Genomic DNA, 21723 nt, shown 5'->3' on the forward strand with positions numbered 1-21723 from the left:
GGGGGCCGTGGCGGTGATCACCCGTCAGCCGTTCACCCGCCGACCGCTCACCCGTCGGCGACCGCCTCCTCGGCCGGGCTCCCGGCGGCCCCGCCCGGCCCGGCGCGCAGCACGTTGACGATGCCGAGGCCGGCGGCGCTCAGCGGCACCGCGAACAGCGCGCCGAGGATCCCGGCCACTCCGGCGCCGGCCACCACCGCGATCATGATCGTCGCCGGGTGCAGTTCCACCGTCCGGCTCTGGATGAGCGGTTGCAGGATGTTGCCCTCCACCATCTGCACCGCGAGCACCACCCCCAGCGTCCACAGCGCGCGGCTCGGGCCGCCGTCGGCCAGCGCGACCAGCACCGCCACCGTGCCGGAGAGGAAGGCTCCGATGAACGGGACGAAGGCGCCCAGGAAGACCAGCGCGCCCAGACCGGCCGCGCCGGGGACGCTGAGGATCAGCAGGCCGGTGGTGATGAAGGTGGCGTCGATCAGCGCGATCAGCGTGGTGCCGCGCATGAAGCCGGCCATCGCGGTGAAGGCCTTGAGGGCGCAGGCGATCACCGTCTCGGACCGGTCGCCGGGCAGCACCGAGCGCACCAGGTCGCCGCCGCGGTGGCCGTCGCGCAGGAAGAAGAAGACCAGGGCCAGCGTGAGCACGCCGCCGGTGATCACCTGGGTGGCGAGGCCGAGCCCGGACAGCACGCCGTCGGCGAGCGAGGAGACGAGCGAGCTGCCGGAGCCGGCGGACTGGGAGAGGGCGAACTTGATCCGGTCGCCGAGCGGGCCCAGGCGGTCGGCGATCTGCTCGCCGGCCTGCTGTAGCGCGTGGGCGATCTGCGGGGCGCTGTGCACCAGCGAGTTGGTGAGCACCGCCAGGACCCCGGAGACCCCCACGACCAGCACCGCGCAGGTCAGCCCGGCGGCCAGACCGCGGCTCAGCCCCCGTCGGACCAGCCAGGGCATCACGGGGTAGAGCAGCGCGGTGCCGAGCAGCGCGAGGAAGAGCGGGACGGTGGCGGCGCGCAGCGCCACGAGTGCGTAGACGATCACGGCGCCGACGGTGATGAAGAGGATCACCGCCACCGACCAGGCCGCCGCCAGTCGCACGGCGGGCGGCAGACGGTAGGCGGCGGGCGGCCGCTCCTGCGGTGATCGGCCCGCCATGCTGGTGCCTCCGCCCGTTGCCGACCCGCTCTCACTTTCCAGACATACCAGCACACATGATGACCATTCGCCCGAATTGGATCATCAGGGCGCGTCGAACCGCACCCGTGCCCGTGACACCTGCGGCTCCGCGAAGGCCAGCAGCCGGCGCGCCTCCTGCTCGGCCGCCGTCCGAGCGGCCCGGTCGAGCGGTGCGAACGGGCGCACCGCCACCGTCGCCTCCTCGGCCCGCGCCGTCGGTCGGACGAGCTCCCAGATCCCGGCCACGAACCCGTCCACCAGCAGGGTCCCCAGCACGATCCCGTTCTGCGTCATCACCCGCGGCCGGTGGGCCTCCGGCAGCACCCGGGTGCGGTCCGCGTGCGAGAGCAGCAGGTTGTCGAAGGGCGCCAGCAGCCGCACCGGGGCGGGCGTGCCGCCCGCGGGGCGCGGGGCCTCGGGCAGGTCGTGGAGCGGTCGGCCCGCCTCGTCGCGGAACTCCGCCAGCCGCGGGCGCAGCCGCCGGACCTCGGCCGAGAGGCGGGTCAGCCCGGACCACTTCTGCAGGTCCGCCACGCTCGCCGGGCCGAAGGCGGCCAGGTAGCGCAGCACCAGCTCCTCGCGCCGCGCCGCCAGGTCGGCGGGGTCGGCCGGCTCGGCGAGCGGACGGCCCAGCCACTGCTCGGCCGTGGTGTGCGCGGCGGCGCCGGAGTTGCGCCACAGGCCGCGCGGCGGGACCTGCACCAGCGCGAGCCGGGCCCGCAGCACCTGGGCGAGCGCGGCCGGATCGTGCTCGGGGTACTCGGGGCCGAGCAGGGCGCCCAGTTCCTGGAAGGTGCGCGGGCGCTCCTCGACCAGGCGCCGGCCCCGCTCGGTCAGCGCCGCCAGGTCCAGGCCGGCCAGCCTCCGGCCGAACGCACCGCGCAACCCCTGGTCCAGGACGCCCTGCAGCAGTGGCCGCAGCGTCAGGCAGTCCTCGGCGGTGACCAGGTGGATGGTGCCGCGCTGCAGGCCGAGCCGGACCACCGCACGCCGCTCCAGCAGCTCGCCGAGCTGCACCGGGGTGAAGTCGGCCAGCCGCGACCAGAGTCCGTAGAAGGGCGGGTCGACGGCCTGGGCCTGGAGCCCGACCAGGTGCCCGATCAGCTGCTGCGGCGTCATGGCGGCCGGTGCCAGCAGGTGCTGACGGGCCAGCAGCGCGCGGTTCAGCGCGCGCCGGTCGAGCACCTCGGGCATCAGTGGCCGCCCACCGGCCCCAGGACGGAGCGCAGCAGGCCGATCCGGTTGGAGGTCAGCGAGGCGACACCCGCCGCGCGCATCCGGCGCATGGTGCTGCGCCGGTCCACCGTCCAGGTGCTGACCGCCAGGCCCGCGTCGGCGGCCCGCTCGACCAGCGCCCGGTCCACCAGGCCGAAGGGCGGGTTGAGGTAGCGCGGGCGCAGGTCCGCCAGTAGCGCGGCCACCGGCACGCCGGGCTGCTTCCAGGTCAGCGCGAGCGGCACCTCGGGGGCCAGCTCGCGCACCGCGAACATGGCCGCGGCCGGTCCGCAGAAGAGCACCCGGTCCTCGGCGCCCGCCTCGCTGACGGCCCGCCAGGCGGCCGTGGCGGGTGCCGGTTCGTCCAGGTCGATCATCAGCCTGGCGTCGGGGTGGTCGGCCAGCAGCCCGAGCGCCTCGGCCAGCGCGGGGACCCGCTGGCCGTCCGCGAAGCGCTGCGCCGCCAACTTCTCGGCGGTGAGCGCGCGCACCGGGCGGTCCAGCCCCCACAGGCGCTTGAGGGTCGGGTCGTGCAGCAGCACCGGGACGCCGTCGCGGGTGAGCTGGACGTCCACCTCCACCGCGTCGGCGCCGGCGGCGAGCGCGGCGGCGACCGAGGGCAGGGTGTTCTCGCGGAACCGGTACGGGTCGCCGCGGTGGGCCACGGCCAGCGGACGGGGCGCGACGTCGACGGGTCCACCGGCGCCCGGCTGCCCGGCGCTCACCGGGCGATCCCGTTGATCCAGGCGGTGGCCCGCAGCACGAGCTCGCTGTAGGTCGGTTCGCCGGGCACGGCGACCTTGAGGGTCAGCCCGGGCGGGAAGCGGTGCACCTTGGTGTGCGCGAGGCCGGACCAGACCGCGTCCAGGAAGGCCGGCATGCTGTCGCGCGGGACGTCCTCGAAGGCCACGCCCTCCACGGTGACGGTGACCTCGTCGTGGTCGAAGAGGCGCACCGAGATCCCCGGCACGCCGCCGAACTCCAGCAGCGCCTCGTGCGGGACGTGGGCCAGGTCCTGGTGCGTCCAGTCGGTGCCGCGCGAAGCTCCGACCGGGGCGCCCGGGCGGTGGAGGCCGGCGAAGGTCTGGTCGTCGCCGATGTCGTGCGTGGCCGTCACCCGGCGGCCGTGGCGTTCGGCCACCGCGGTGGCGGCCACCACCGCGGCCTGGGTGGTGGGCAGGACGGCTCGGGACACGGCTCTCCTCCAGTGCGGACAGTGCGGACAGTGCGGACGGTGTCGACTCGCGGGATCAGCTGCCTTCGATCATCACATTGGTCGACTTGATGACTGCGGTCGCCCGGGCCCCGGGGGCCAGCGCCAGCTCCTCGGCCGACTCCCGGCTGATCAGCGACACCACCCGGAACGGCCCGGCCTGGATCTCCACCTGCGCGGCCACGTCACCGAGCACCACGTGGGTCACGATGCCGGGGAACCGGTTGCGCGCCGAGGAGAGCCGGCCCTCGGCCTCGGCCGCGCCGGGCTTGGCCAGTTCCCGCGCGAAGGCGGCGAGCCGCTCCCCGGCGATGATCCGGTGGCCGTGCTCGTCCCGCTCGGCGGGCAGCCTCCCGGCGTCGACCCAGCGGCGCATGGTGTCGGCACTGACGCCGAGCATGGCCGCGGCCTCGCCGATGCGGTACTGGTGGACCGGGCGGGCGGGCTGACCCATGGCACTCCCCGGGGTCTCGTGATGATCGACAGCGGTGTCCCATCCTGCCCCATCGACCCCGCCCCGACACACACCGGCGGCCCCCTGGTCCTCAATGAGGTAAGCCCACTATCCGCACTCGTCGCAGTCGCCCTGTCGTGGGCGTGAGGGTCCGGCGCTCCGAGCAGTGAATGCCGCCAACAATCTCCTTGCCGGGGCGGTAGCCGGCGTGCTCCAACAGCCAACCGGCGCCGGCCCGTAGCTGACAGTCGCTGTCAGTATGGACCTGGCAACCGGCTGAGCTGCCGTTCCCCGCGTTGGGCTTACCGAACAGCTAGGAGTTCCCCCTGCTCGACAGCGTCACGCAGGACGGTGGCGATCTCCTGAGGCAGGAGGTTGACGGTGTCGAGCGCCTCGGCAGTGAGGGGAATCTCTTCCAGGAGGTACTCGCCGCGGCCTTCCCGGCTGAACTCGGGGCCGGTGCGGTCCTCGAAGTTCCACCTCTCGATGGTGGCGAGGTAGAAGTCCTGGCGCTCGTTGTCGGCCTCGATGGTGTGGAGAAGGGAGACGATCCGGGCTTCGCCGGCGATCTCCTCTCGGACTTCGCGGAGCAGGGCGTCCTCGGGGCTGGCGTCGGTCGGGTCGACCTTGCCGCCGACGATGACCCAGTACGGGGCGATGCCGGGGCGGATGCGCTTGATCAGCAGCGTGGTGTTGTTCGGGGTGACGAGGACGGCTCGGACTCGCCTGAGCATGGTGGCCTGCTTCCTGCGCGGTGTGGCGGTGCTGGTCAGTGGAGGATCCATCCCCCGTCGACGTGCAACGACTGGCCGGTGACGAAGGACGCGCTGGGGCTTGCGAGGAACGTGACCGCTGCGGCGACGTCCTCGGGGCGGCCTCGGCGCGGGACGCACTGGCGACGGATCTGGTCCTCCGGTCGGGCACGGTGGTGGGCGGGCAGGTCGTTCTCCGCCTCGACCTGGATGGCCCCAGGCAGAACAGTGTTCACGCAGATCCCTGCCGGTCCAAGTTCCCTGGCCAGCGACCTGGTGAGGCCGAGCAGGCCGGCCTTGGCGGTGCTGTAGGCGGCCAGGCCCGGGCGTCCGGCGCGGGCGTTGACGCTGCCGATGTTGACGATGCGGCCCCACCGGCGTTCGGCCATGCCCGGGGTGACGGTGCGGCAAGTGCGGTAGTGGATGGTGAGGTTGGTCTCGATGGCGCGGTCCCAGTCGTCCTCGCCGAGCTGGCCCCACGGGATGCGGGGGTAGGCGCCGGCGTTGTTGACGAGGATCCCGATCGGGCCGAGTTCGGATTCGACCTGGCTGGTCAGCATGGCCACGGCGTTCGGGTCGGTGAGGTCGGCGCTGACCTCGATGCCTGTGCGGCCCTCGCGGCGGACGTCGTCGAGGACCGTGCGGGCCCGGTCGATCTGGGCGAGGTGGTTGATGGCGACGGTGGCTCCGGCTGCGGCCAGGGCACGGCTGATCGCGGCTCCGATGCCGGTGGCTCCGCCGGTGACCAGGGCCACGCGGCCCTGGAGCGGCCGTGCGGCGATGGGGAGTTCAAGCAGGGGCGTGGTCATCGTCGGTCCAATCGTCGGGGCTAGTGGCAGGCAGCGGATCGGTGCGGGTGAAGTCTTCGCAGACCGTCTCGGGGTGCTGGGCCTCGGCGAGCTTGGCCAGCAGCAGGAGCAGGTCGGAGCCGGTGAGCCGTGCGGGCGGGATGACGCCGAGGATCCGCAGGGTGAGGAAGTGCCGGATCTGGGCGAGGAAGCGGTCCGGGCTGAGGCCGGCCGCCAGGGCGAGGTCGGCTCGAACCCGTTGCAGCAGGCGGGTGATCGCCGCCTGGCGACCGGGGCCGACCGGCCAGGTGTACCGGATCTCCAGGCGGCGATGGCGCTCGTCGTGTTCGACGGGCTGGAGGTGCGGGGTGGCGACGGGCGGTAGGTGCAGCGGCAGGGTACGGGCGTAGACGTCGGGCTGGTAGGTGGGCACCAGCCAGCCGCCCATGCCCAGCAGGTACCAGAGCATGACGGCGATCTCCCCGGAGAGGGCGTTTCGCCCTGCGTACTCGAAGTCGAGCCAGCACAGCGGATCGGCGATGTTCGGCTCGGTCGGGTCGCCCTGGGTAAGGGCGGTGAGCCAGTGGCGGCCGGAGCGGAGGGCTTCCCGGGCATCTCGGATCGCGCCGGGGAGGTCGAGCCGCAGCGGGATGCCGTTGACCACAAAGGTGTGGCCGGTGAGGGTGCTCAGTGGCAGTGGGCCGCCGGTGCGCGGGCCGGGGAGAGACAGGCGGCCGGACAGGTACCAGGTGTCGATCCGGCCGCCGGGGCGGATGCGATCCAGGTAGAGGCCGGGCACGCAGGCTGCCAGCGGCGCGGGCCGGCCACTGGCGGCCACCGCGTCCAGCAGGCTGTCGCACACGGCGTCGACCAGGGCAGTGACCCGGGGCAAGGCGCCCGGGTGGCGGTCGGCGGTGGCGATGAGGTCGCCCATCAGCATGGTGCACCGGCCGCTGGCGAACACGTCCTCGTAGGAGACCAGGTGCTTGCCGGACAGCTGAACGTGGCCCAGCAGCTCGGGCACCGGCAGCGCGTGGGCGACGGCCTGCCAACCGCGGACCTCGGCGTCGGCGCTTGCGGGGTCGAGGACCTTTCGGAAGGCCGGCACCGGCTTCATCGGGGTGCTCACGTGCGGCTCGTGGGCAGGGCGAAGGTGGCCAGCCAGTGGCCGAGGACGGTGTTGGCCAGCTCCACCGCCGCGTCCCGGTTCTCACGCGCCTGGTGCCGCAGGTCGGTGTGCCCGCCGGAACGGCGGTCGAGGAGGACCGCGAGCGCGTCGTCGTCGGAGGCGCACTCGGTGCCCTCGAACCGGAGCATCACCTTGGCCAGCAGCGCGGTGATCTTGTACAGCGCCCGTAGGTCGGGGGCTCCTTTGAGGAGCTGGCGGCGGATCTCGATGGCGGCCTGCACGCCGGCCTCGACGCTCGCGGCCACGTCGGTGGCCGCGTCGGGGGCGGGCAGCGCGAGTCCTGGGCGGCACCACAGCGGGACGAGCGTGCCGGAGCCGATGAGGGCGAGGACGTGCAGCAGGCGGGAGGTGACCGCGCCGGTGCGGCACTCGTCCTGGGTCAGCACGGTGAGGCCGAGTTTGACGCCGCCGAGGTCAGCTTCCAACCGTGCGAGGACCTGTCGTAGGCACGGGATGCTGTCCTGGCCGGCGACCACGAACACGTCCAGGTCGGACCAGCCGTGCTGGTACTTGCCACGCGCTCCGCTGCCGGTGACCGCGAGGAGGTCGATCAGCGGCGGCTGCTGGACGGTGGTGACGTCCAGCAGCGCGGACAGGTAGGACTCCAGGTGGACGGGCAGGCCCAGGGCGTTGACCGGCGCGGTACTCGGTTCGCGCAGCGGCCAGCGGTGGGCGAGCGCGATGCCGTCCAGGCGCCGTTCCAGGTGCAACCGGCTGCCGTTGTTGTCGATCACCTCGTGTGCGAGCGCGGCGACCTCGGCGGCTCCGCGCCTGGCCTTGACGGTGTCGCGCTCCACCAGGTCCTCGGGCCCGGCGGTGCCGCGTTCGGCGCGGACGCCAGGGGTGGTGTCGAGGTAGACGATGGCCAACTGGCTGCCGAGCATCCGCTGCAGCTCGGCGGTCGCCTCCTGGTCGTGCAGGGACTCGATGGTCACCCGGTCGAGGAAGTGGTGGGCCGCGCAGAACCGGTCGAGGCCGTCGACCAGCAGCTCGGCGCGCACCACGGCCGGGATCTCGTAGGGGTCGGTGATGCCGGCGCGGTTGGCGGCGTCCTCGATCAGGTAGCCGATCTTGAGGCGCCCGTAGCCGTGGTGCAGCCGCAAGTACTCGCCCGCGGTGCTCTTGCCGCTCTCCGACATGCCGCCGAGCGCCACCACGCGCACCCCGGGCAGGGCGCGCGGCGGCACGAGGGGAGTGAACGGGTGCAGCCGTCGCCGGATCTCGTCCTGGACGGCCATCACCCGGTGCTCACCGATCACGATGGTCTCCGCCCACCTGTCCTCGCGCACCAGCCGGTAGATCTGCTGGTGCAGGTGGCGCTGGTAGTCCGCGTAGGTCGGGGTGACGCTCCGCTCGTGGGACAGGCTGCGGGCGGTGCCGATCACCGGGTCGTCGTCGTGCAGGAGCACGATGCCGTGCTCGATGGCTTCGGCTGCCAGCAGGTCAGCGGCGAAGGGCGCCAGCAGCTCGCGGGCCCGGTCGGCGGCCGGCTCGGTGCCGGTGTGCTCGCGCACCGCGATGGTGGCGGCGAGGGAGGCCTCCAGCATCGGGATCCCTCGGTCCATCAGGCGCACTGGACCAGCAGCCGACGTGCGGGAGCGCTCCAGATAGGAGCTGGCCAGCACGTCGGCGACCTCCTCGACGGGGCCTCGTTCGAACCACCAAGTGCCCATGCCCATAGCCTTGATGCCGCCCCAGCGCGGGTCGTAGTCGTCGAGCGGGCCGGCCATGCGGGCGGTCGGCCCGATGCGCCGGGCCAGAATGCCGATCTGCTTGGTCTTGCCGACGTTGTCGGGACCGCTGAAGGCGATCGTGGCGGGCGGGGTGGGGGCGTGCTCAGGGGAGATGGACACGAGATTCCTCCACGAGGATGCGCAGTACGTCTTGGAGTGATGGGGCGACCCGGCCGGGGATCGGTCTTCTCCGGTCGGGGCCTGGGGGAGCGAGGAGTCAGGCGGCGGGCGGCGTGTCCGGAGCCGACTCGGAGGTCGAGGCCTGGTCCATGGCAGGCGCGTCATCGTGCTGGATCAGGACCGGCAGGAGACCGAGCACAACGGCGTGGCCGAGCGCCCACAGCACAGTCAAGGCGGTACAGACCGGATCGCGGTGTTCGCCCCTGCGCCGGCCGCTCACACCCGCTCCATGGAGAGGTCGGCCCACACCGTCTTGCCACGGGCGTCCAGCTCGACGCCCCAGACGACGGCCAAGTGGTCCACCAAGGCCAACCCCCGGCCGGACTCGTCACCGATGTCAGGGGCGACCAGGACGGGCAGGGTGCGGGAGCCGTCCCGTACGGCGATGCGCACGACGCGGCCCACCCGGCTGGTCACCTGGGCGACGCTGACCTGCATCGTGGTCAAGCATCCGGTCTTCGCGGCGTTGGAGACCAGCTCGGTGAGAACCAGCTCAGCATCGTCGGCGAGGTGGATCAGGTCCGAGTCAGCGAACTTGTCGCACAGCAACCGGCGGGCCACGGAGGCGGACTGAAGCTGGTACGGCAGCGATGCTTCCGCAAGCCGTACTGGCGGTTCTGCTCTGGTCAACACGTTGGGGGTCACGGTCGCTCGCTCCTGGTCGCCAGGGCTGCCGGCCTCGGACAACGGGGGGTGTCCGGGCAGCAGCGGTCGGAGGCAGTCACCAGGCTGCCCCGAACCGGTGACGGCTCGCGACTCCGAGTGACTGACGCCAAGTCAACTGGCTTTCCTTCGCCCAAGACCCTGCTGCGAAGGCTCGGTTCTCTTTACCGTGTTTACCGCACCCTGGTGCCGAGGAAGGGACAGGTCATGGCGCAGCCCGTGACGAACCACCAGCTCGAAGCAGCCATCACCGACGCCGAGATGACGTTCGATGCCCTCGCCCGAGGCGTGGTCCGAGTGGCGGCCGAAGTCGGCGTGCACCTGCGGACGAACCCCTCGACCGTTCACAAGTGGCTGCGAGGGTCCGACCCGGAGGGCGACACCCCGGCCTTCATCTGCGAAGCCCTGTTCCGCAGAACGGGACGGCCCTACACCCCCGCCGAGCTCGGACTACGGTCGGTGGAACAATCCGACCCGGGCCTTGGGCTGTCCATCGGCCCCGATCCGGTGGGTGTCCTCGCGCGGGTGTGGAGAGCTGATTTGGACCGTCGCAAGTTCCTGGCCGCCTCGGCGTACTCGGTCGCCGCGATCCACCTGCCGCTGGAGTACGTCCGCGAGAGCGCCGAACGCACCGCAGCCGTCCGCAGCGGCTCGGTGGCCGGTGCCGCCGAAGTCGTCGCCGTCCGCGACATGATCAGCATGTTCACCGAGATCGACGAGCGCCACGGCGGCCAGCACGGACGCTCAGCCTTGATCCAGTACCTACGATCCGACGTCGCCGCACTGTGCCGGGGCAGCTTCCGCACGCACGAGGACCGGCAGCAGATGCTCTCGGCGGCGGCCGTCGGCGTGCACCTGGCCGGCTGGAAGGCGTACGACGCCGGAGAGCAGGGCCTCGCCCAGCGCTACTACCACCAGTCATACGCCCTCGCCGTCGAGTCCGGGATCGTGGGCCACGACGCCTTCGTGCTGCGGACCCTCGCCCAGCAGGGCATGAAGCTCCGTCATCCCTCCAAGACCTTCGCGCTGTCCGACACCGCGCTGACCTGGGCCGCCGGTCGGGTGGACGCTGGCACCGAAGCCCTCTTCACCATCACCCACGCCCATGGCCTGGCCGCCACCAACCAGCGACGCCCTGCCGTCCTGGCGGTCCAACGGGCCCGTGACCTGCTGGAGACCGCCGACCTGGACGACATGCCGTACTGGGCCCGCTCCTGGGGCCCGGCGCGCGCCACCGTGAACTCCCGCTCCGCGAAGGTCTTCGCCCGACTCGGCGACCGCAAGGGCGCCGCCGAGAACTACGCAGCAGCCGCAGCCACCAGGCCGGCCACCACGTACGCCCGCATCAAGGCCCTTGACTTGGTTGCCCAGGCCAAGATGGAACTGGCCGACGGCGGCATCGAGCAGGCGTGCGGTACCTGGAACAGGGCACTGGACAGCATGGAGGGCGTGCAGTCGGTCCGGACGCGTCGTGCGGTGCTGGAGATGCGCAAGAACTTGGCCCAATTCAAGAGCCGCGGCGTATCCGCAGCCCAGGAACTCGATGAGCGAGCCTCCATTTTCCTGGCCTGACCGCCCACGTCCTGCTGCGAAACGAGGAGCCACCAGGATTCGGAAGCATGGACAGCAAGTGCCAGGCTTCATCGGGTTCCCTGTACGCCTACCAGAGGGGGAGATGAATGGCCGACCGCGGCAGCATGGGGATTTCTGTACCAATACCTGTGTACCTTAGAGCAGTTGCTGGAGTTCACGGATGATCAGGACGTGTTGTGCGTCCGGGTCGAAGGACCGGCTGATACGACGACCGCGGTCGACGCAGTCGACTTTGAGGTGGTCGGCCACGATGGCTCGATCCGTTCGAACCACCACCTTCGAGCCGTCCAGCTCCCGATCTCGCTCGTCCACCTGGCACCCGTCGCTCAGGCCCTCAACGGACGCGGACCGCTGGCCGATGCGGCGGCAGCGGGGCTGGAGGTGTTCGCCTCCGCCCCGCTCCACGGCGGCGAGATCCCCGGCATGGTGACCCCGGAGCTGTCCGAGCTGATCAACCCCGGCTGGGCTCCTGCCGAAGTGGCCCTCGCCGTCGTGGCATCTGCCGCTGGGGTGAAGTGTGTGCTCCTGTCGACCAGAAACCCGGAACACTGGAAGCAGGCAGCCGAAGCCGTCGGCCGACCGCCGTTGTCTCGGGACGTACTCCGAAGGGTCGTTGATGTACTCGGAACCTGAGCCGAACACCGCCGAGCGGATGCGCGAAGCACACGCCACCGTCGCGACGATGCTCGGCGCGACCGCGAACGGCTCCCACGAGTCGTGGGGCTGGCGCGGACGGACCCTCAGCCGCCCGGTCACCACGGCGTCCGGCGAAGGCTGGCTCCGTCTGGTGTCCGCCCCGGCCGAGAAGGCCGGCGGCAAGCTCTGGGAGGGGCCGCAGGAGGCGGAGCGACTCATGCCTCCTGCGGTCCCCCGAGCACGGCTGAGGGGCCGGCACACCTGGACCGAGGACGAACACGGTTACTTGGCAGAGCTCTACGACAGGATCACCGTCCCTGCCATCACCACTCACGAGCCGACCCTACGGAAAGCGCCCGACCTGGACGACGCCTGGTGGAACGGACTCAGCACCGCCCTCGACGCCATCGCCGCCGTCCCCAGCAACCGGGTGGCAGTCCGTCAGGAGTACCTGGACCGTGCCATGCCGCAGTTCCTCGGCACCCCCGTCGACACCAAGGTGCCCGCCTGGACGACCGCCCACGGCGACCTGCACTGGGCCAACCTCACAGGCCCGACCCTCACGATCCTCGACTGGGAAGGCTGGGGTACCGCGCCCGCCGGGTACGACGCAGCACTGCTGCACTCCTACAGTCTCCTCGTACCGGACACCGCCACCGAAGTCCGGCAGCGGCTCGGCCACATCCTCGACACTCCGGTGGGGAGATTCGCCGAGCTCGTGGTCATCACCGAACTCCTGCAGACCGTCTCCCGAGGCGACAACCTGGATCTGAACGGACCGCTACGGGCTCGGCTCTCAGAGCTCACCTGATCAGACGATGCCGACAGCCAGAAGCCGAACCCGCCCGTGAGCCCGAATCCGACGTGGCGCTGCTCCCCGCCGTGAACGGGGAAGACCGAGGGGCCGGCCACGGCGGCTGGTGCCGCCCGGGCCGGCCCCTCGGGCCTGGATGCGCCCTCGTCAGCGCTGGCGCCCCGGCGAGGCATCGGTGCCGGCGCTGCGGCGGGGCCGGGCGGCCGAGCGGTGCCGTCCGGGCGTGCTGTGCCGGCGCCCCGCGTGGCCGGTGCGGTGGCCGGTGGGCCAGGCCGCGACCGGGTTGCCCGCCCAGCGGGTTCCGGCCGGCAGCGCCTCACCGCGCATCACCAGCGAGGAGGCCCCGACCGCCGCGCCCTCGCCGAGCGCGGAGCCGGGCAGCACGATGGAGTGCGGGCCCAGCGTCGCCCCGGTACCCAGGTGCACCTCGTCCAGGCGCATCACCCGGTCGTGGAAGAGGTGGGTCTGCAGCACGCAGCCGCGGTTGACGCTCGCCCCGTCCTCGACCCGGACCAGGTCGGTCTCCGGCAGCCAGTGCGTCTCGCACCAGACACCGCGCCCGATCCGCGCGCCCAGCGAGCGCAGCCAGACGTTGAGGAACGGGGTGCCGACCAGGGTCTGCCCCAGCCACGGCATCGCCAGCTCCTCCACGAAGGTGTCGTACAGCTCGTTGCGCCACACGAAGGAGGACCAGAGCGGGTGCTCCCCGCTGCGGAAGCGGCCCACCAGCAGCCACTTGGCCGCGGTGGTGACCAGGCAGGCGGCCACGCCCGCGCCGATCAGCACCGGGCCGACCAGGGCGGCACCCAGGACCAGGCCCTGACTGTCGACCAGTTCCTGCATCGCCACCACCGCCAGGTCGCCCAGCACCACGGCGCAGAGCACCGGCAGCACTCGGCACAGCTCCACGGCCGCGCGGGCCAGCATCAGGCGCCGGGGCGGGTCGTAGGTGCGGCTCAGGTCTCCGGTCTCGGCCACCCGGGGCAGCGACAGACCGGGCCGGCCCAGCCAGGACGAGCCCGGCTCGGCCCCGGGCGGGGTGTCCGACAGGACGCCGACCAGCGCGTCGTCCGGCAGCCTGCGGTCGGGACCGACGATGCCGGAGTTGCCGACGAAGGCCCGGCGGCCCACCTCCGCCGTGCCCAGGCGCAGCCAGCCGCCGCGCACCTCGAAGGGTGCGATCAGGGTGTCGTCGGCCAGGAAGGCGCCGTCGCCCACCCGCATCAGGCCGGGCAGCGCGAGCACCGTGGAGGCCTCCACCCGGCGTCCGATCCGGGCGCCGAGCAGCCGCAGCCACACGGGGGTGAACAGGCTGGCGTAGAGCGGGAAGAGCGCGCCGCGGGCGGTGGCCATCAGGCGGCTGACCACCCAGGTGCACCACGCGGCCCTGCCGTGCGCGGGGTGGAAGCCGGGCTTGATCGGGATGCTCAACACCCGTACCAGCAGCACCAGCAGGCCCGCGTAGCAGACCATCGAGGCCAGCGCCGCCAGCGGGGAGACGGCCAGCAGCTGGACCAGCACCGCACCCAGCGAGCGGTCCTGGTCGACCAGGTGGAAGACCACCAGCAGGGCGGGCGCGGCGGCGAGCACCGGCAGCAGGCTGAGCAGCGGCAGGGCCAGCGCGTAGGCCAGGTTCCAGCCGCGCGAGCGCCCGTGCGCCGGAGCCGGCCAGCCCTCGCCGGCCCGGGCCGCCCCGGCGCCGTCCAGCGGGCGGGCAGGCGAGCCGTGCCAGCGTTCACCGGCGGGCAGTTCACCGAACAGGCAGGCGCCGGGCGCCAGGTCCGCGCCCTCGCCGAGCCGGGCGCCGGGCATCAGCATCGAGCGGGTGCCGACCCGGGCGCCGGCGCCGACCTCCACCGTGCCCAGGTGCAGCACGTCGCCGTCCAGCCACCAGCCGGCCAGGTCCGCCTCGGGCTCCAGCGAGCAGCCGGTGCCGAACCGGCCCAGGCCGCTGACCGGGGGCATGGTGTGCAGGTCGGCCCCTTGGCCGACCCGGCAGCCCAGCGCGCGGGCGTAGTGCCGGGCCCAGGGGGTGCCGAGCAGCGAGGCCAGGTTGAAGACCGCCACCGCCCGCTCGGCGGCCCACAGCCGCAGGTGCACCGAGCCGCCGCGCGGGTAGCTGCCGGGCTTCAGGCCAGCAGTCAGCAGCCGGGCGGCCGCCGAACCGAGCAGCAGCCGGCCTGCGGCGCTGGAGAGCACCAGCCAGCCGGTGATGATCAGCCACCACGGGGCGTGCGGGGCCCACGACAGCTTCCCGGTCAGGTTGTCGAGCGCGGCCAGCGCCAGCACCCAGCGCAGGCCGCTGATCGTGTAGGCGACGGTGAGCACCAGCAACTGGACCAGACCGGCCCGGCGCGGGGTGGGGCGCACCGCACGGACCTGGGCGGGCTCGCTCGGGGCGGCCTGACGCGCGCTCTGCTCCGCCGCGGTGCCGCGCTCGCCGGTCAGCTCGTCCAGGCGGGCGGCCATGGCCAGCAGCGTCGGGTGGCCGTAGAGGTCGGCGACCGAGACGCCGGGGCAGCGCCCGCGCAGCATGGAGACCAGCTTGGCGGCGGCCAGGCTGGTGCCGCCGAGGGCGAAGAAGTCGCTCTCGGCGGTCACCGGCAGGCCCAGCAGCTCGCGCCAGCGCGCGGCCAGCTCGCCGGCCGTGCCGGTCAGCGCCGGGTCCTCGGCGCCGGGGTCCTCGGCCGCGCCGGCCAGCGGCCAGGGCAGCGCGTTGCGGTCCACCTTGCCGGAGGTGCGGGTGGGCAGGCCGGTCACCAGGGCCAGCACCGGGACCAGCGACTGCGGCAGCCGCTCCAGCAGCAGCGCGCGGGCGGCATCGGTGTCGAACGGCGCCTCGGGCCGCTCGGCCACCAGGTAGCCGACCAGCACCTCGCCGCCGGCAGCGGTCCTGCGCACGGCCGCGGCCGCGGCCCGTACGCCGGGCAGCGCCTGCAGCGCGGCGTCGATCTCGCCGAGTTCGACCCGGCGCCCGGCCAGCTTGACCTGCTCGTCGGCCCGGCCGACGAAGACCAGCCCCTCGGGCTCGGCCCGCACCAGGTCGCCGCTGCGGTAGACCCGCGAGCCGCGCAGCGCGGGGTGCGGGCGGAACTTCTCGGCGTCCTTGGCCGGATCCAGGTAGCGGGCGGTGCCGACGCCGCCGATCAGCAGCTCACCGGTCTCGTGCCAGGCCACCGGCCTGCCCTCGCTGTTGACGACGGCGATCTCCCAGCCGTCCAGCGGGGCGCCGATCCGCACCGGCCGACCGGGCAGCAGCCGGGCGGCCGTGGCGACGACCGTGGTCTCGGTGGGGCCGTAGGTGTTCCAGAACTCCCGTCCCGGCACGGCGATCCGCTCGACCAGCTCGGCCGGGCAGGCCTCGCCGCCCACGATGACCAGCCGGACCCCGTCGAGGCACTCGGCAGGCCACAGTGCGAGCAGGGTCGGCACGGTGGAGATCACGGTGATCCGGCGCTCGACCAGCCAGGGGCCCAGGTCGGTGCCGGCCTTGACCAGCGAACGGGGAGCGGGCACCAGGCAGGCGGCATGCCGCCAGGCCAGCCACATCTCCTCGCAGGAGGCGTCGAAGGCCACCGACAGCCCGGCCAGTACCCGGTCACCGGGGCGCAGGTTGTCCTCGCGCAGGAACATCCCGGCCTCGGCGTCCACGAAGGCCGCCGCCGAGCGGTGGCTGACCGCAACGCCCTTGGGGCGTCCGGTGGTGCCGGAGGTGAAGATGATCCAGGCGTCGTCCTCAGGGGTGGGCCGGGCCGGACGACCGCCGGGGGCCACCGTCGGGCCGGGCCGGACCGCACAGCCCGCGCCGATCACGGCGCAGACCGCGGCGTCGTTCCAGATCAGCTCGGCGCGCTCGTCGGGGTCGTCCGCGTCCACCGGGACGTAGGCCGCACCGACGCGCAGCACGGCGAGGATCGCGAGGTAGAGGTCCACGGTGCCCGACGGCACCCGGACGCCGACCCGGTCGCCGCGGCCGATGCCGGCCGCGGCCAGTCTCCGGGCCAGGTCGTCGACCGCCGCCAACAACGCTCCGTAGTCGAAGGTCCGGCCGTCGGCCTCCAGCGCCGGCGCCTGCGGGCAGGCACGGGCGGCGGCTTCCAGGATGTCCACCAGCGTGCGCACGGGTGGGGCGGGCGCCAGCGGCCACAGTGCCCCGGCGGTCTCGCCGGGTGCTTCCCCCCGAGGTGGGCGCAGGTGGGCGCCTCGGTCTTCTAGTGCTTCCATGTACCTTGCTCTCGCCGGATCACTTGCGGGTCAGGCACGGACGGGAGTCTCCGGCCGCGTGTCTGGGCACGCGGATCTGCGACGGGCGGCTGCGAAATGCCCCGCTCCTGCCCATTTGCCTGAACCCGCAACTGAGCGTAAGTGCTCACGGAGCGCGACCACGACGAATCGGGCATTTGCTCATCAAAACCTCATTGACTGCACAGCAGGCGTCCAGCCCCAGGTGAAGGCATGATCCACTGCTGTGAAGGCGGTCCGCTCCGGTGAAGAACCGTGCCCCGGCCGCGCGTGAAGGTGTGGGAGCTGTGGCCTTGCCCGACGGACCTGCCTGACGGACCTGCTCAACGGCCTTGCCCGACGGACCTGCTCAGTGGCCGCCGAACAGGTCGCGGCGGACCGCGTCCGAGGCGGTCAGCACCGCGCCGCTGAGCACCGCGCCACCCCCGGCCGCGCCGGCCCGGACCTCGGTGCGCACCGGCGAGAGCCGGGCCAGCCGGGCGGCCACCCGCTCGGCCAGCGCGCTGCCGCCGGCCCGGCCGACCTCGCCGCCCAGCACCACGCAGCCCGGGTCCAGCAGCACGGTGACCGCCGAGGCGCCGAGGGCGACCCGCTCGGCCAGCTCGTCCAGGAACGGCTCGCCCGCCGGACCGGCCGCGATCGCCGCCAGCACGGCCGCCTCCGCGGCCGGGGCGTCCTGGGTGCTCGGGCCCTGAAGCAGCCCGTGCGCCCGGGCCAGCTCGCAGACGGCCCGACCGCCGGCGAGGCTGTGGAAGCCGCCGTCGCAGCTGCTGGTGCCGGGCAGGCCCCCGGTGCCGGGCACCGGCAGGAAGCCGATCTCGCCGGCGCCGCCGGAGAAGCCGCGGCGCAGCCGCCCGTCCAGCACCACGGCGGCACCGGTGCCGTGGCCGAGCCAGAGCAGCACGAAGGTGTCGCGGTCGGTGGCGGCGCCGACCCGGTGCTCGGCGAGGCCGGCCAGGTTGACCTCGTTCTCCAGGATCACCTCCGCCCTCAGCCCGGCCCGCAGCGCGGTGACCAGCTCGCCGTGCCAGCTCTGCAGCCGCGAGGTGGTGCTGAGCTCGCCGGTGGTGGGGTCGACCAGGCCGGGCGCGCCGACCGCGACGGTGTGCAGCTCGCCTGCGCCGGCCCGCTCGGCACAGGCGAGCAGGGCGCGCAGCACCTGGTCGGCGAAGTCCGGCGGCGTCCCCTCGGGGCCCACCGGCAGCGCGGCCCGCGCCAGGCTGCGGCCGGTCAGGTCGGCGACGGTCATCGTGACCCCGACCGTGCGCACGTCGATGCCGGCCACGTGGGCCCGGTCGGCGCGCAGGGCGTAGACCCGGGCGTTGGGGCCGCGCCGCTGCTCGCCGCGCTCGCCGACCATGGCCACCAGGCCGCCCCGCTGCAGGCGTTCCAGCAGGTCGGCGATGGTGGGGCGGGAGAGCCCGGTCAGCTCTCGCAGATCGGTGGCGGTCAGCGGTCCGTGGCTGAGCAGCAGCTCCAGGGCCAGCCGGTCGTTGATCGCACGGGCGGTGCTGGGGGTGGCCGTGCGCGCGATGGTCATGGGCACGCATCCTTCCAGATCTATTCATCAGGGACCCTTCCTGATAATTTATCGGACCGCACGCCCACACTGCACGCCGCTCCACACCGCGCACCACACCATGCGTCGCACCGCGCCGCGCCGAACGGGGAGGACCCAGCCATGCCGTCATCCGATCGACCCCTGCGCCGGGCCAGGGTCAGCATCGCGCTGGTCTTCGCCGTGCACGGCGCGGTCACCGGCAGCTTCGCCACCCGGATCCCCGCCTTCCAGGACCGGCTGCACCTGAGCGCGGGCGAGCTGGGCCTGGCGCTGGTGATGCCCGCCGTCGGGGCCTCGCTGGCGATGCCGCTGGCCGGGCGGATCGCCCACCGGCTCGGCGCCCGCGCGGCGATCCGGCTGCTGCTGGCGCTGTGGTGCGCGGCCCTCGCACTGCCGGCGCTCGCCCCCGGCCTGCCCTGGCTCTGCCTGGCGCTGCTGGTCTACGGGGCCACCTCGGGCATGGCCGACGTGGCGATGAACGCCGAGGGGGTCGAGGTCGAACAGCGGCTGGGCAAGTCGATCATGTCCGGACTGCACGGGATGTGGAGCCTGGGCGGCCTGGTCGCCTCCGCCTTCGGCGCGCTGGCCGCCCGGTCCCACCTGGACGCGCGGATCCACCTGGCGCTCGCGGCGGCGGTGCTGCTGGTCCTGGGCCGGCTGGCCGGCGCGGGCCTGCTGGACGTGCGGCCCGGGGAGCAGGCCGAGGCGCCGCCGCGGTTCGCGCTGCCGCCGCGCTCGGCACTGGCGATCGGCCTGGTCGGCTTCTGCGCGGTCTTCGCCGAGGGGGCGGGCGGCGACTGGTCGGGCGTCTACCTGCGCGACCTGACCGGGGCCACGGCCGGCACCGCGGCGGTCTCCTACACCGCCTTCGCCTTCACCATGACCGCGGCCCGGCTGGCCGGCGACGCGGTGGTGCGCCGGCTCGGCCCGGTGCCCACCGTGCGGCTGGGCGGGGCGGTGGCGGCGACCGGCGGGGTGCTGGTGGTGGCCGCGGGCAGCCCCGCGGTGGCGATCCCGGGATTCGCACTGCTCGGCACAGGCATCGCCGTGGTGGTCCCGCTGGCCTTCGCGGCGGCCGGCCACGCCGGGCCCAACCCGAGCCGGGCGATCGCCGGCGTCGCCACCGTCACCTACACCTCGGGGCTGATCGCGCCCGCGATCGTGGGCACCATCGCCCAGGGCAGCTCGCTGCGGGTCTCCTTCGCTCTGGTGACGGCGCTGGCGGCGGCGCTGACCCTCACCGCGGGCACACTGCGGACGGCGCGGGCCGACGCACCCCGGTCGGCGGACCCTCTAAACTCCCCCGCATGAACCTGAGCCGTGCCGCGCGCGCACCCTGGGCCCGGCTCGCGCTGCTGGTGCTGATCCTCCTCGGGGCCGCCGCCTCGCTGCTGTGCTGGGATCCGCGACAGGTGGCCACCGCGGTGCCCGGTGTCTGGCGGGCGCCCGCGTTCGTGGCGCTCTTCGCCTTCGGCACCCTCGCCTTCCTGCCCAAGCCGGCCCTCAACGTGGCGGCCGGGGTGCTCTTCGGTGCCCGCTGGGGCGTGCCGCTGGCGGTGCTCGGCACCACGGCGGGCGCGGCGCTCGCCTTCGGCCTGGGGCGCGGCCTCGGTCAGCGGGCGCTGCGCCCGCTGCTGCGCGGGCGGGCGCTGCTGGCGCTGGACCGGGGCCTGACCGAGCACGGGTTCCGCAGCGTGCTGCTGCTGCGCCTGGTGCCCGGGGTCCCGTTCCAGGCGGTGAACCTGGGCGCGGCGCTCTCCGGAGTGCGGGTGCGCCCGTACCTGGCGGCCACCGCGCTGGGTGTGCTGCCCGGCACGGCGGCCTACGTGGTGGCCGGCGCCTCGGCCGGCTCGCCCACCTCGCCCGCCTTCCTCCTGTCGGGCGCGGTGATCGTGGCCTTGGGCGTGCTCAGCCTGGCCGGTGCCTGGCGGGCCAGGCACCGGGCCGCGTCGACCGGGTCCGGGCCCGCTCACATGCCGCCGGCCACTCGCAGGATCGCGCCCGAGGTGTAGGAGGCGTCCGGCGACAGCAGCCAGGCGACCGCGCCGGCGATCTCCTCGGGCCGACCGGCCCGGCGCAGCGGGACGCTGGGGGCGACCCGGGCCGGCCGGTCCGGCTCGCCGCTGAGCTCGTGGATCTCGGTCTCGATGGTGCCCGGCGAGACCGCGTTGACCCGGATACCGGCCGGTCCCAGCTCCTTGGCCAGCCCGATGGTCAGGGTGTCGGTGGCGGCCTTGGTGGCCGCGTAGTGGATGTACTCGCCGGGGCTGCCCAGGGTGGCGGCGCCCGAGGAGACGTTGACGATCGCCGCGCCGCGGCCGAAGTCGCGCGCGGCACGGCGGGCGCAGAGCAGGTAGCCGACCAGGTTGACGTCCACCACCCGGCGCAGGTCCTCGGTGCGCAGGTCGGCCAGCGGTCCGCGGGGGCTGGTCACCCCGGCGTTGTTGACCAGCCCGGTGGCCGGGCCGAGGCGCTCGGCGGCCAGGTCGAAGAAGCGCTCCACCTGGTCCTCCGCCGCGGTGTCCAGCTGGACGGCCAGCGCCGTGGCACCCGCCGCACGGGCCTGCCGGGCGACCTCCTCGGCGGCCTCGGCGTCGCGCCGGTAGCCGATCGCCAGGTCGTGGCCGTCGGCGGCCAGCCGCAGGCAGACCGCCGCACCGATCCCGCGACTGCCGCCGGTCACCAGGGTGACGGGTCGTGACATGTGCCCCTCCGTAGCTCTCCTGCGGGCGCGGCGGCCCGGCATCCCTCGGTCGTCAGCCGTCGAACCGCTTCGTCTCGTCGTGATCGAAGGGAGCCTAGCGCTGTCAAATGTCTCGCCACCGACCCCGGGACTGGGCCAGGATGGCGCCCATGACCGACACCACGGAGCGGATCGAACCGCCGAACGCCGCGGACGAGACGACCATGCTCGCCGCCTGGCTCGACTTCCACCGCAAGACGCTGGCCCTCAAGACCTCGGGACTGACGGACGAGCAGCTGCGGCTGCGCTCGGTGACGCCGTCCTCGCTCTCGCTGCTGGGCCTGGTCCGGCACATGGCCGAGGTGGAGCACTACTGGTACCAGGTGATCCTGCACGACGGTGACCCGACCCCGCTCTACTGCACCGACGAGGACCGGGACCTCGACTTCAACGGGGTGGACCAGGCCGACCCGGCCGCCGACTTCGCCGCCTGGCGCCGGGAGGTCGAGCTCGCCGAGCAGGCCGTGGCCGGGTTGTCGCTGGACACCGTCGCCGCCGTCCGGCAGAAGGGCCGCGAGAAGGTGACGCTGCGCTGGATCCAGGTCCACATGATCGAGGAGTACGCCCGCCACAACGGCCACGCGGACCTGCTGCGCGAGGCGGTCGACGGTACCACCGGGGAATGAGAGCGCGTCACCGGCGCATGATCCTGCGTCAATTCCCCAGCATGACAAGGCCGCTCGGGTGATCCCGGGAACCGCCCGCAACCGCGGGAGGGGAGGGCTGCGTCCGCTCTCGATGAGGACGGCGCGTGCCACCGGCAGGCGCCACCACC

The 21723-nt window shown here is 73.6% G+C and carries 19 protein-coding genes; 6 read left to right on the forward strand and 13 right to left on the reverse strand.

The annotated features are described in order from the left end of the window. Positions 1–47: 47 nt before the first annotated feature. From OG500_RS06650 to OG500_RS06695, 10 genes are all read right to left on the reverse strand, one after another. The gene (locus OG500_RS06650) at positions 48–1151 is read right to left on the reverse strand and encodes an AI-2E family transporter (protein WP_327065455.1); all 1104 of its coding nucleotides are present in this window, start codon (positions 1149–1151) and stop codon (positions 48–50) included. A gap of 84 nt (positions 1152–1235) precedes the next feature. After that, positions 1236–2366, reverse strand: coding sequence for a winged helix DNA-binding domain-containing protein (locus OG500_RS06655; protein ID WP_327065456.1), 1131 nt, complete (start codon positions 2364–2366; stop codon positions 1236–1238). Further along, positions 2366–3112: a glycerophosphodiester phosphodiesterase gene (locus tag OG500_RS06660; protein WP_329577650.1), complete on the reverse strand. Its 747-nt coding sequence runs from the start codon at positions 3110–3112 to the stop codon at positions 2366–2368. The genes OG500_RS06655 and OG500_RS06660 overlap by 1 nt, the downstream gene beginning before the upstream one ends. Continuing rightward, complete coding sequence (locus OG500_RS06665) at positions 3109–3582, reverse strand: hypothetical protein (protein ID WP_327065458.1); 474 nt, start codon at positions 3580–3582, stop codon at positions 3109–3111. Before OG500_RS06665 ends, OG500_RS06660 begins: the two co-directional genes overlap by 4 nt. A 55-nt stretch (positions 3583–3637) precedes the next feature. Beyond that, positions 3638–4054 (reverse strand): TOBE domain-containing protein, encoded by a 417-nt coding sequence (locus OG500_RS06670; RefSeq protein ID WP_327065459.1) that lies wholly within the window; start codon positions 4052–4054, stop codon positions 3638–3640. Positions 4055–4356: 302 nt separating this feature from the next. Continuing rightward, entirely contained in the window at positions 4357–4788 is a 432-nt protein-coding gene (locus OG500_RS06675) for an NUDIX hydrolase (RefSeq protein WP_327065460.1), read from the reverse strand. A gap of 35 nt (positions 4789–4823) precedes the next feature. After that, positions 4824–5615, reverse strand: coding sequence for an SDR family NAD(P)-dependent oxidoreductase (locus OG500_RS06680; protein ID WP_327065461.1), 792 nt, complete (start codon positions 5613–5615; stop codon positions 4824–4826). Further along, entirely contained in the window at positions 5596–6723 is a 1128-nt protein-coding gene (locus OG500_RS06685; protein ID WP_327065462.1) for a hypothetical protein, read from the reverse strand. The genes OG500_RS06680 and OG500_RS06685 overlap by 20 nt, the downstream gene beginning before the upstream one ends. Beyond that, positions 6720–8636: a nucleotidyltransferase domain-containing protein gene (locus tag OG500_RS06690; protein WP_329577656.1), complete on the reverse strand. Its 1917-nt coding sequence runs from the start codon at positions 8634–8636 to the stop codon at positions 6720–6722. The genes OG500_RS06685 and OG500_RS06690 overlap by 4 nt, the downstream gene beginning before the upstream one ends. 276 nt (positions 8637–8912) lie before the next feature. Beyond that, a complete protein-coding gene (locus tag OG500_RS06695) occupies positions 8913–9257 on the reverse strand; it encodes an ATP-binding protein (protein ID WP_327065464.1) in 345 nt (114 codons plus the stop codon). 309 nt (positions 9258–9566) lie between these two features. Between OG500_RS06695 and OG500_RS06700 the strand changes: the two genes are divergently transcribed. From OG500_RS06700 to OG500_RS06710, 3 genes are all read left to right on the forward strand, one after another. Then, positions 9567–10931, forward strand: a complete 1365-nt coding sequence (locus OG500_RS06700) for a hypothetical protein (RefSeq protein ID WP_327065465.1) — start codon at positions 9567–9569, stop codon at positions 10929–10931. 165 nt (positions 10932–11096) lie between these two features. Further along, positions 11097–11585 carry a hypothetical protein gene (locus OG500_RS06705; RefSeq protein WP_329577659.1) on the forward strand — a complete coding sequence of 163 codons (489 nt, stop codon included), beginning with the start codon at positions 11097–11099 and terminating at the stop codon, positions 11583–11585. Further along, positions 11569–12399 carry a hypothetical protein gene (locus OG500_RS06710; protein ID WP_329577662.1) on the forward strand — a complete coding sequence of 277 codons (831 nt, stop codon included), beginning with the start codon at positions 11569–11571 and terminating at the stop codon, positions 12397–12399. Before OG500_RS06705 ends, OG500_RS06710 begins: the two co-directional genes overlap by 17 nt. Positions 12400–12549: 150 nt before the next feature. Here the strand turns inward: OG500_RS06710 and OG500_RS06715 are convergent, their stop codons facing one another. Together OG500_RS06715 and OG500_RS06720 are read right to left on the reverse strand one after the other, a co-directional pair. Next, complete coding sequence (locus tag OG500_RS06715; protein WP_442907005.1) at positions 12550–16626, reverse strand: Pls/PosA family non-ribosomal peptide synthetase; 4077 nt, start codon at positions 16624–16626, stop codon at positions 12550–12552. A gap of 367 nt (positions 16627–16993) precedes the next feature. Then, positions 16994–18184, reverse strand: a complete 1191-nt coding sequence (locus OG500_RS06720; RefSeq protein ID WP_327065469.1) for an ROK family transcriptional regulator — start codon at positions 18182–18184, stop codon at positions 16994–16996. Between the two features lie 141 nt (positions 18185–18325). Here OG500_RS06720 and OG500_RS06725 point away from each other — a divergent pair, with 141 nt between their 5' ends. Both OG500_RS06725 and OG500_RS06730 read left to right on the forward strand, forming a co-directional pair. Further along, positions 18326–19516: an MFS transporter gene (locus tag OG500_RS06725; protein ID WP_327065470.1), complete on the forward strand. Its 1191-nt coding sequence runs from the start codon at positions 18326–18328 to the stop codon at positions 19514–19516. Beyond that, complete coding sequence (locus tag OG500_RS06730; RefSeq protein WP_327065471.1) at positions 19513–20217, forward strand: TVP38/TMEM64 family protein; 705 nt, start codon at positions 19513–19515, stop codon at positions 20215–20217. The genes OG500_RS06725 and OG500_RS06730 overlap by 4 nt, the downstream gene beginning before the upstream one ends. On the opposite strand, the gene OG500_RS06735 is transcribed toward OG500_RS06730, so the two are convergent. After that, positions 20175–20909 (reverse strand): SDR family oxidoreductase, encoded by a 735-nt coding sequence (locus tag OG500_RS06735; RefSeq protein WP_327065473.1) that lies wholly within the window; start codon positions 20907–20909, stop codon positions 20175–20177. The genes OG500_RS06730 and OG500_RS06735 overlap by 43 nt on opposite strands. 149 nt (positions 20910–21058) lie before the next feature. Here OG500_RS06735 and OG500_RS06740 point away from each other — a divergent pair, with 149 nt between their 5' ends. Further along, positions 21059–21574 (forward strand): DinB family protein, encoded by a 516-nt coding sequence (locus OG500_RS06740; RefSeq protein WP_327065475.1) that lies wholly within the window; start codon positions 21059–21061, stop codon positions 21572–21574. The last annotated feature ends 149 nt before the right edge of the window (positions 21575–21723 follow it).

The sequence above is a fragment of the Kitasatospora sp. NBC_01250 genome (genome assembly GCF_036226465.1).
Classification (GTDB): Bacteria; Actinomycetota; Actinomycetes; order Streptomycetales; family Streptomycetaceae; genus Kitasatospora.

Coding starts and splice junctions, on each gene's coding strand:
- OG500_RS06680 (WP_327065461.1), bottom strand. CDS start 5,615: ATGACCACGCCCCTGCTTGAACTCCCCATCGCCGCACGGCCGCTCCAG.
- OG500_RS06670 (WP_327065459.1), bottom strand. CDS start 4,054: ATGGGTCAGCCCGCCCGCCCGGTCCACCAGTACCGCATCGGCGAGGCC.
- OG500_RS06730 (WP_327065471.1), top strand. CDS start 19,513: ATGAACCTGAGCCGTGCCGCGCGCGCACCCTGGGCCCGGCTCGCGCTG.
- OG500_RS06715 (WP_442907005.1), bottom strand. CDS start 16,626: ATGGAAGCACTAGAAGACCGAGGCGCCCACCTGCGCCCACCTCGGGGG.
- OG500_RS06725 (WP_327065470.1), top strand. CDS start 18,326: ATGCCGTCATCCGATCGACCCCTGCGCCGGGCCAGGGTCAGCATCGCG.
- OG500_RS06710 (WP_329577662.1), top strand. CDS start 11,569: ATGTACTCGGAACCTGAGCCGAACACCGCCGAGCGGATGCGCGAAGCA.
- OG500_RS06740 (WP_327065475.1), top strand. CDS start 21,059: ATGACCGACACCACGGAGCGGATCGAACCGCCGAACGCCGCGGACGAG.
- OG500_RS06675 (WP_327065460.1), bottom strand. CDS start 4,788: ATGCTCAGGCGAGTCCGAGCCGTCCTCGTCACCCCGAACAACACCACG.
- OG500_RS06700 (WP_327065465.1), top strand. CDS start 9,567: ATGGCGCAGCCCGTGACGAACCACCAGCTCGAAGCAGCCATCACCGAC.
- OG500_RS06650 (WP_327065455.1), bottom strand. CDS start 1,151: ATGGCGGGCCGATCACCGCAGGAGCGGCCGCCCGCCGCCTACCGTCTG.
- OG500_RS06720 (WP_327065469.1), bottom strand. CDS start 18,184: ATGACCATCGCGCGCACGGCCACCCCCAGCACCGCCCGTGCGATCAAC.
- OG500_RS06655 (WP_327065456.1), bottom strand. CDS start 2,366: ATGCCCGAGGTGCTCGACCGGCGCGCGCTGAACCGCGCGCTGCTGGCC.
- OG500_RS06735 (WP_327065473.1), bottom strand. CDS start 20,909: ATGTCACGACCCGTCACCCTGGTGACCGGCGGCAGTCGCGGGATCGGT.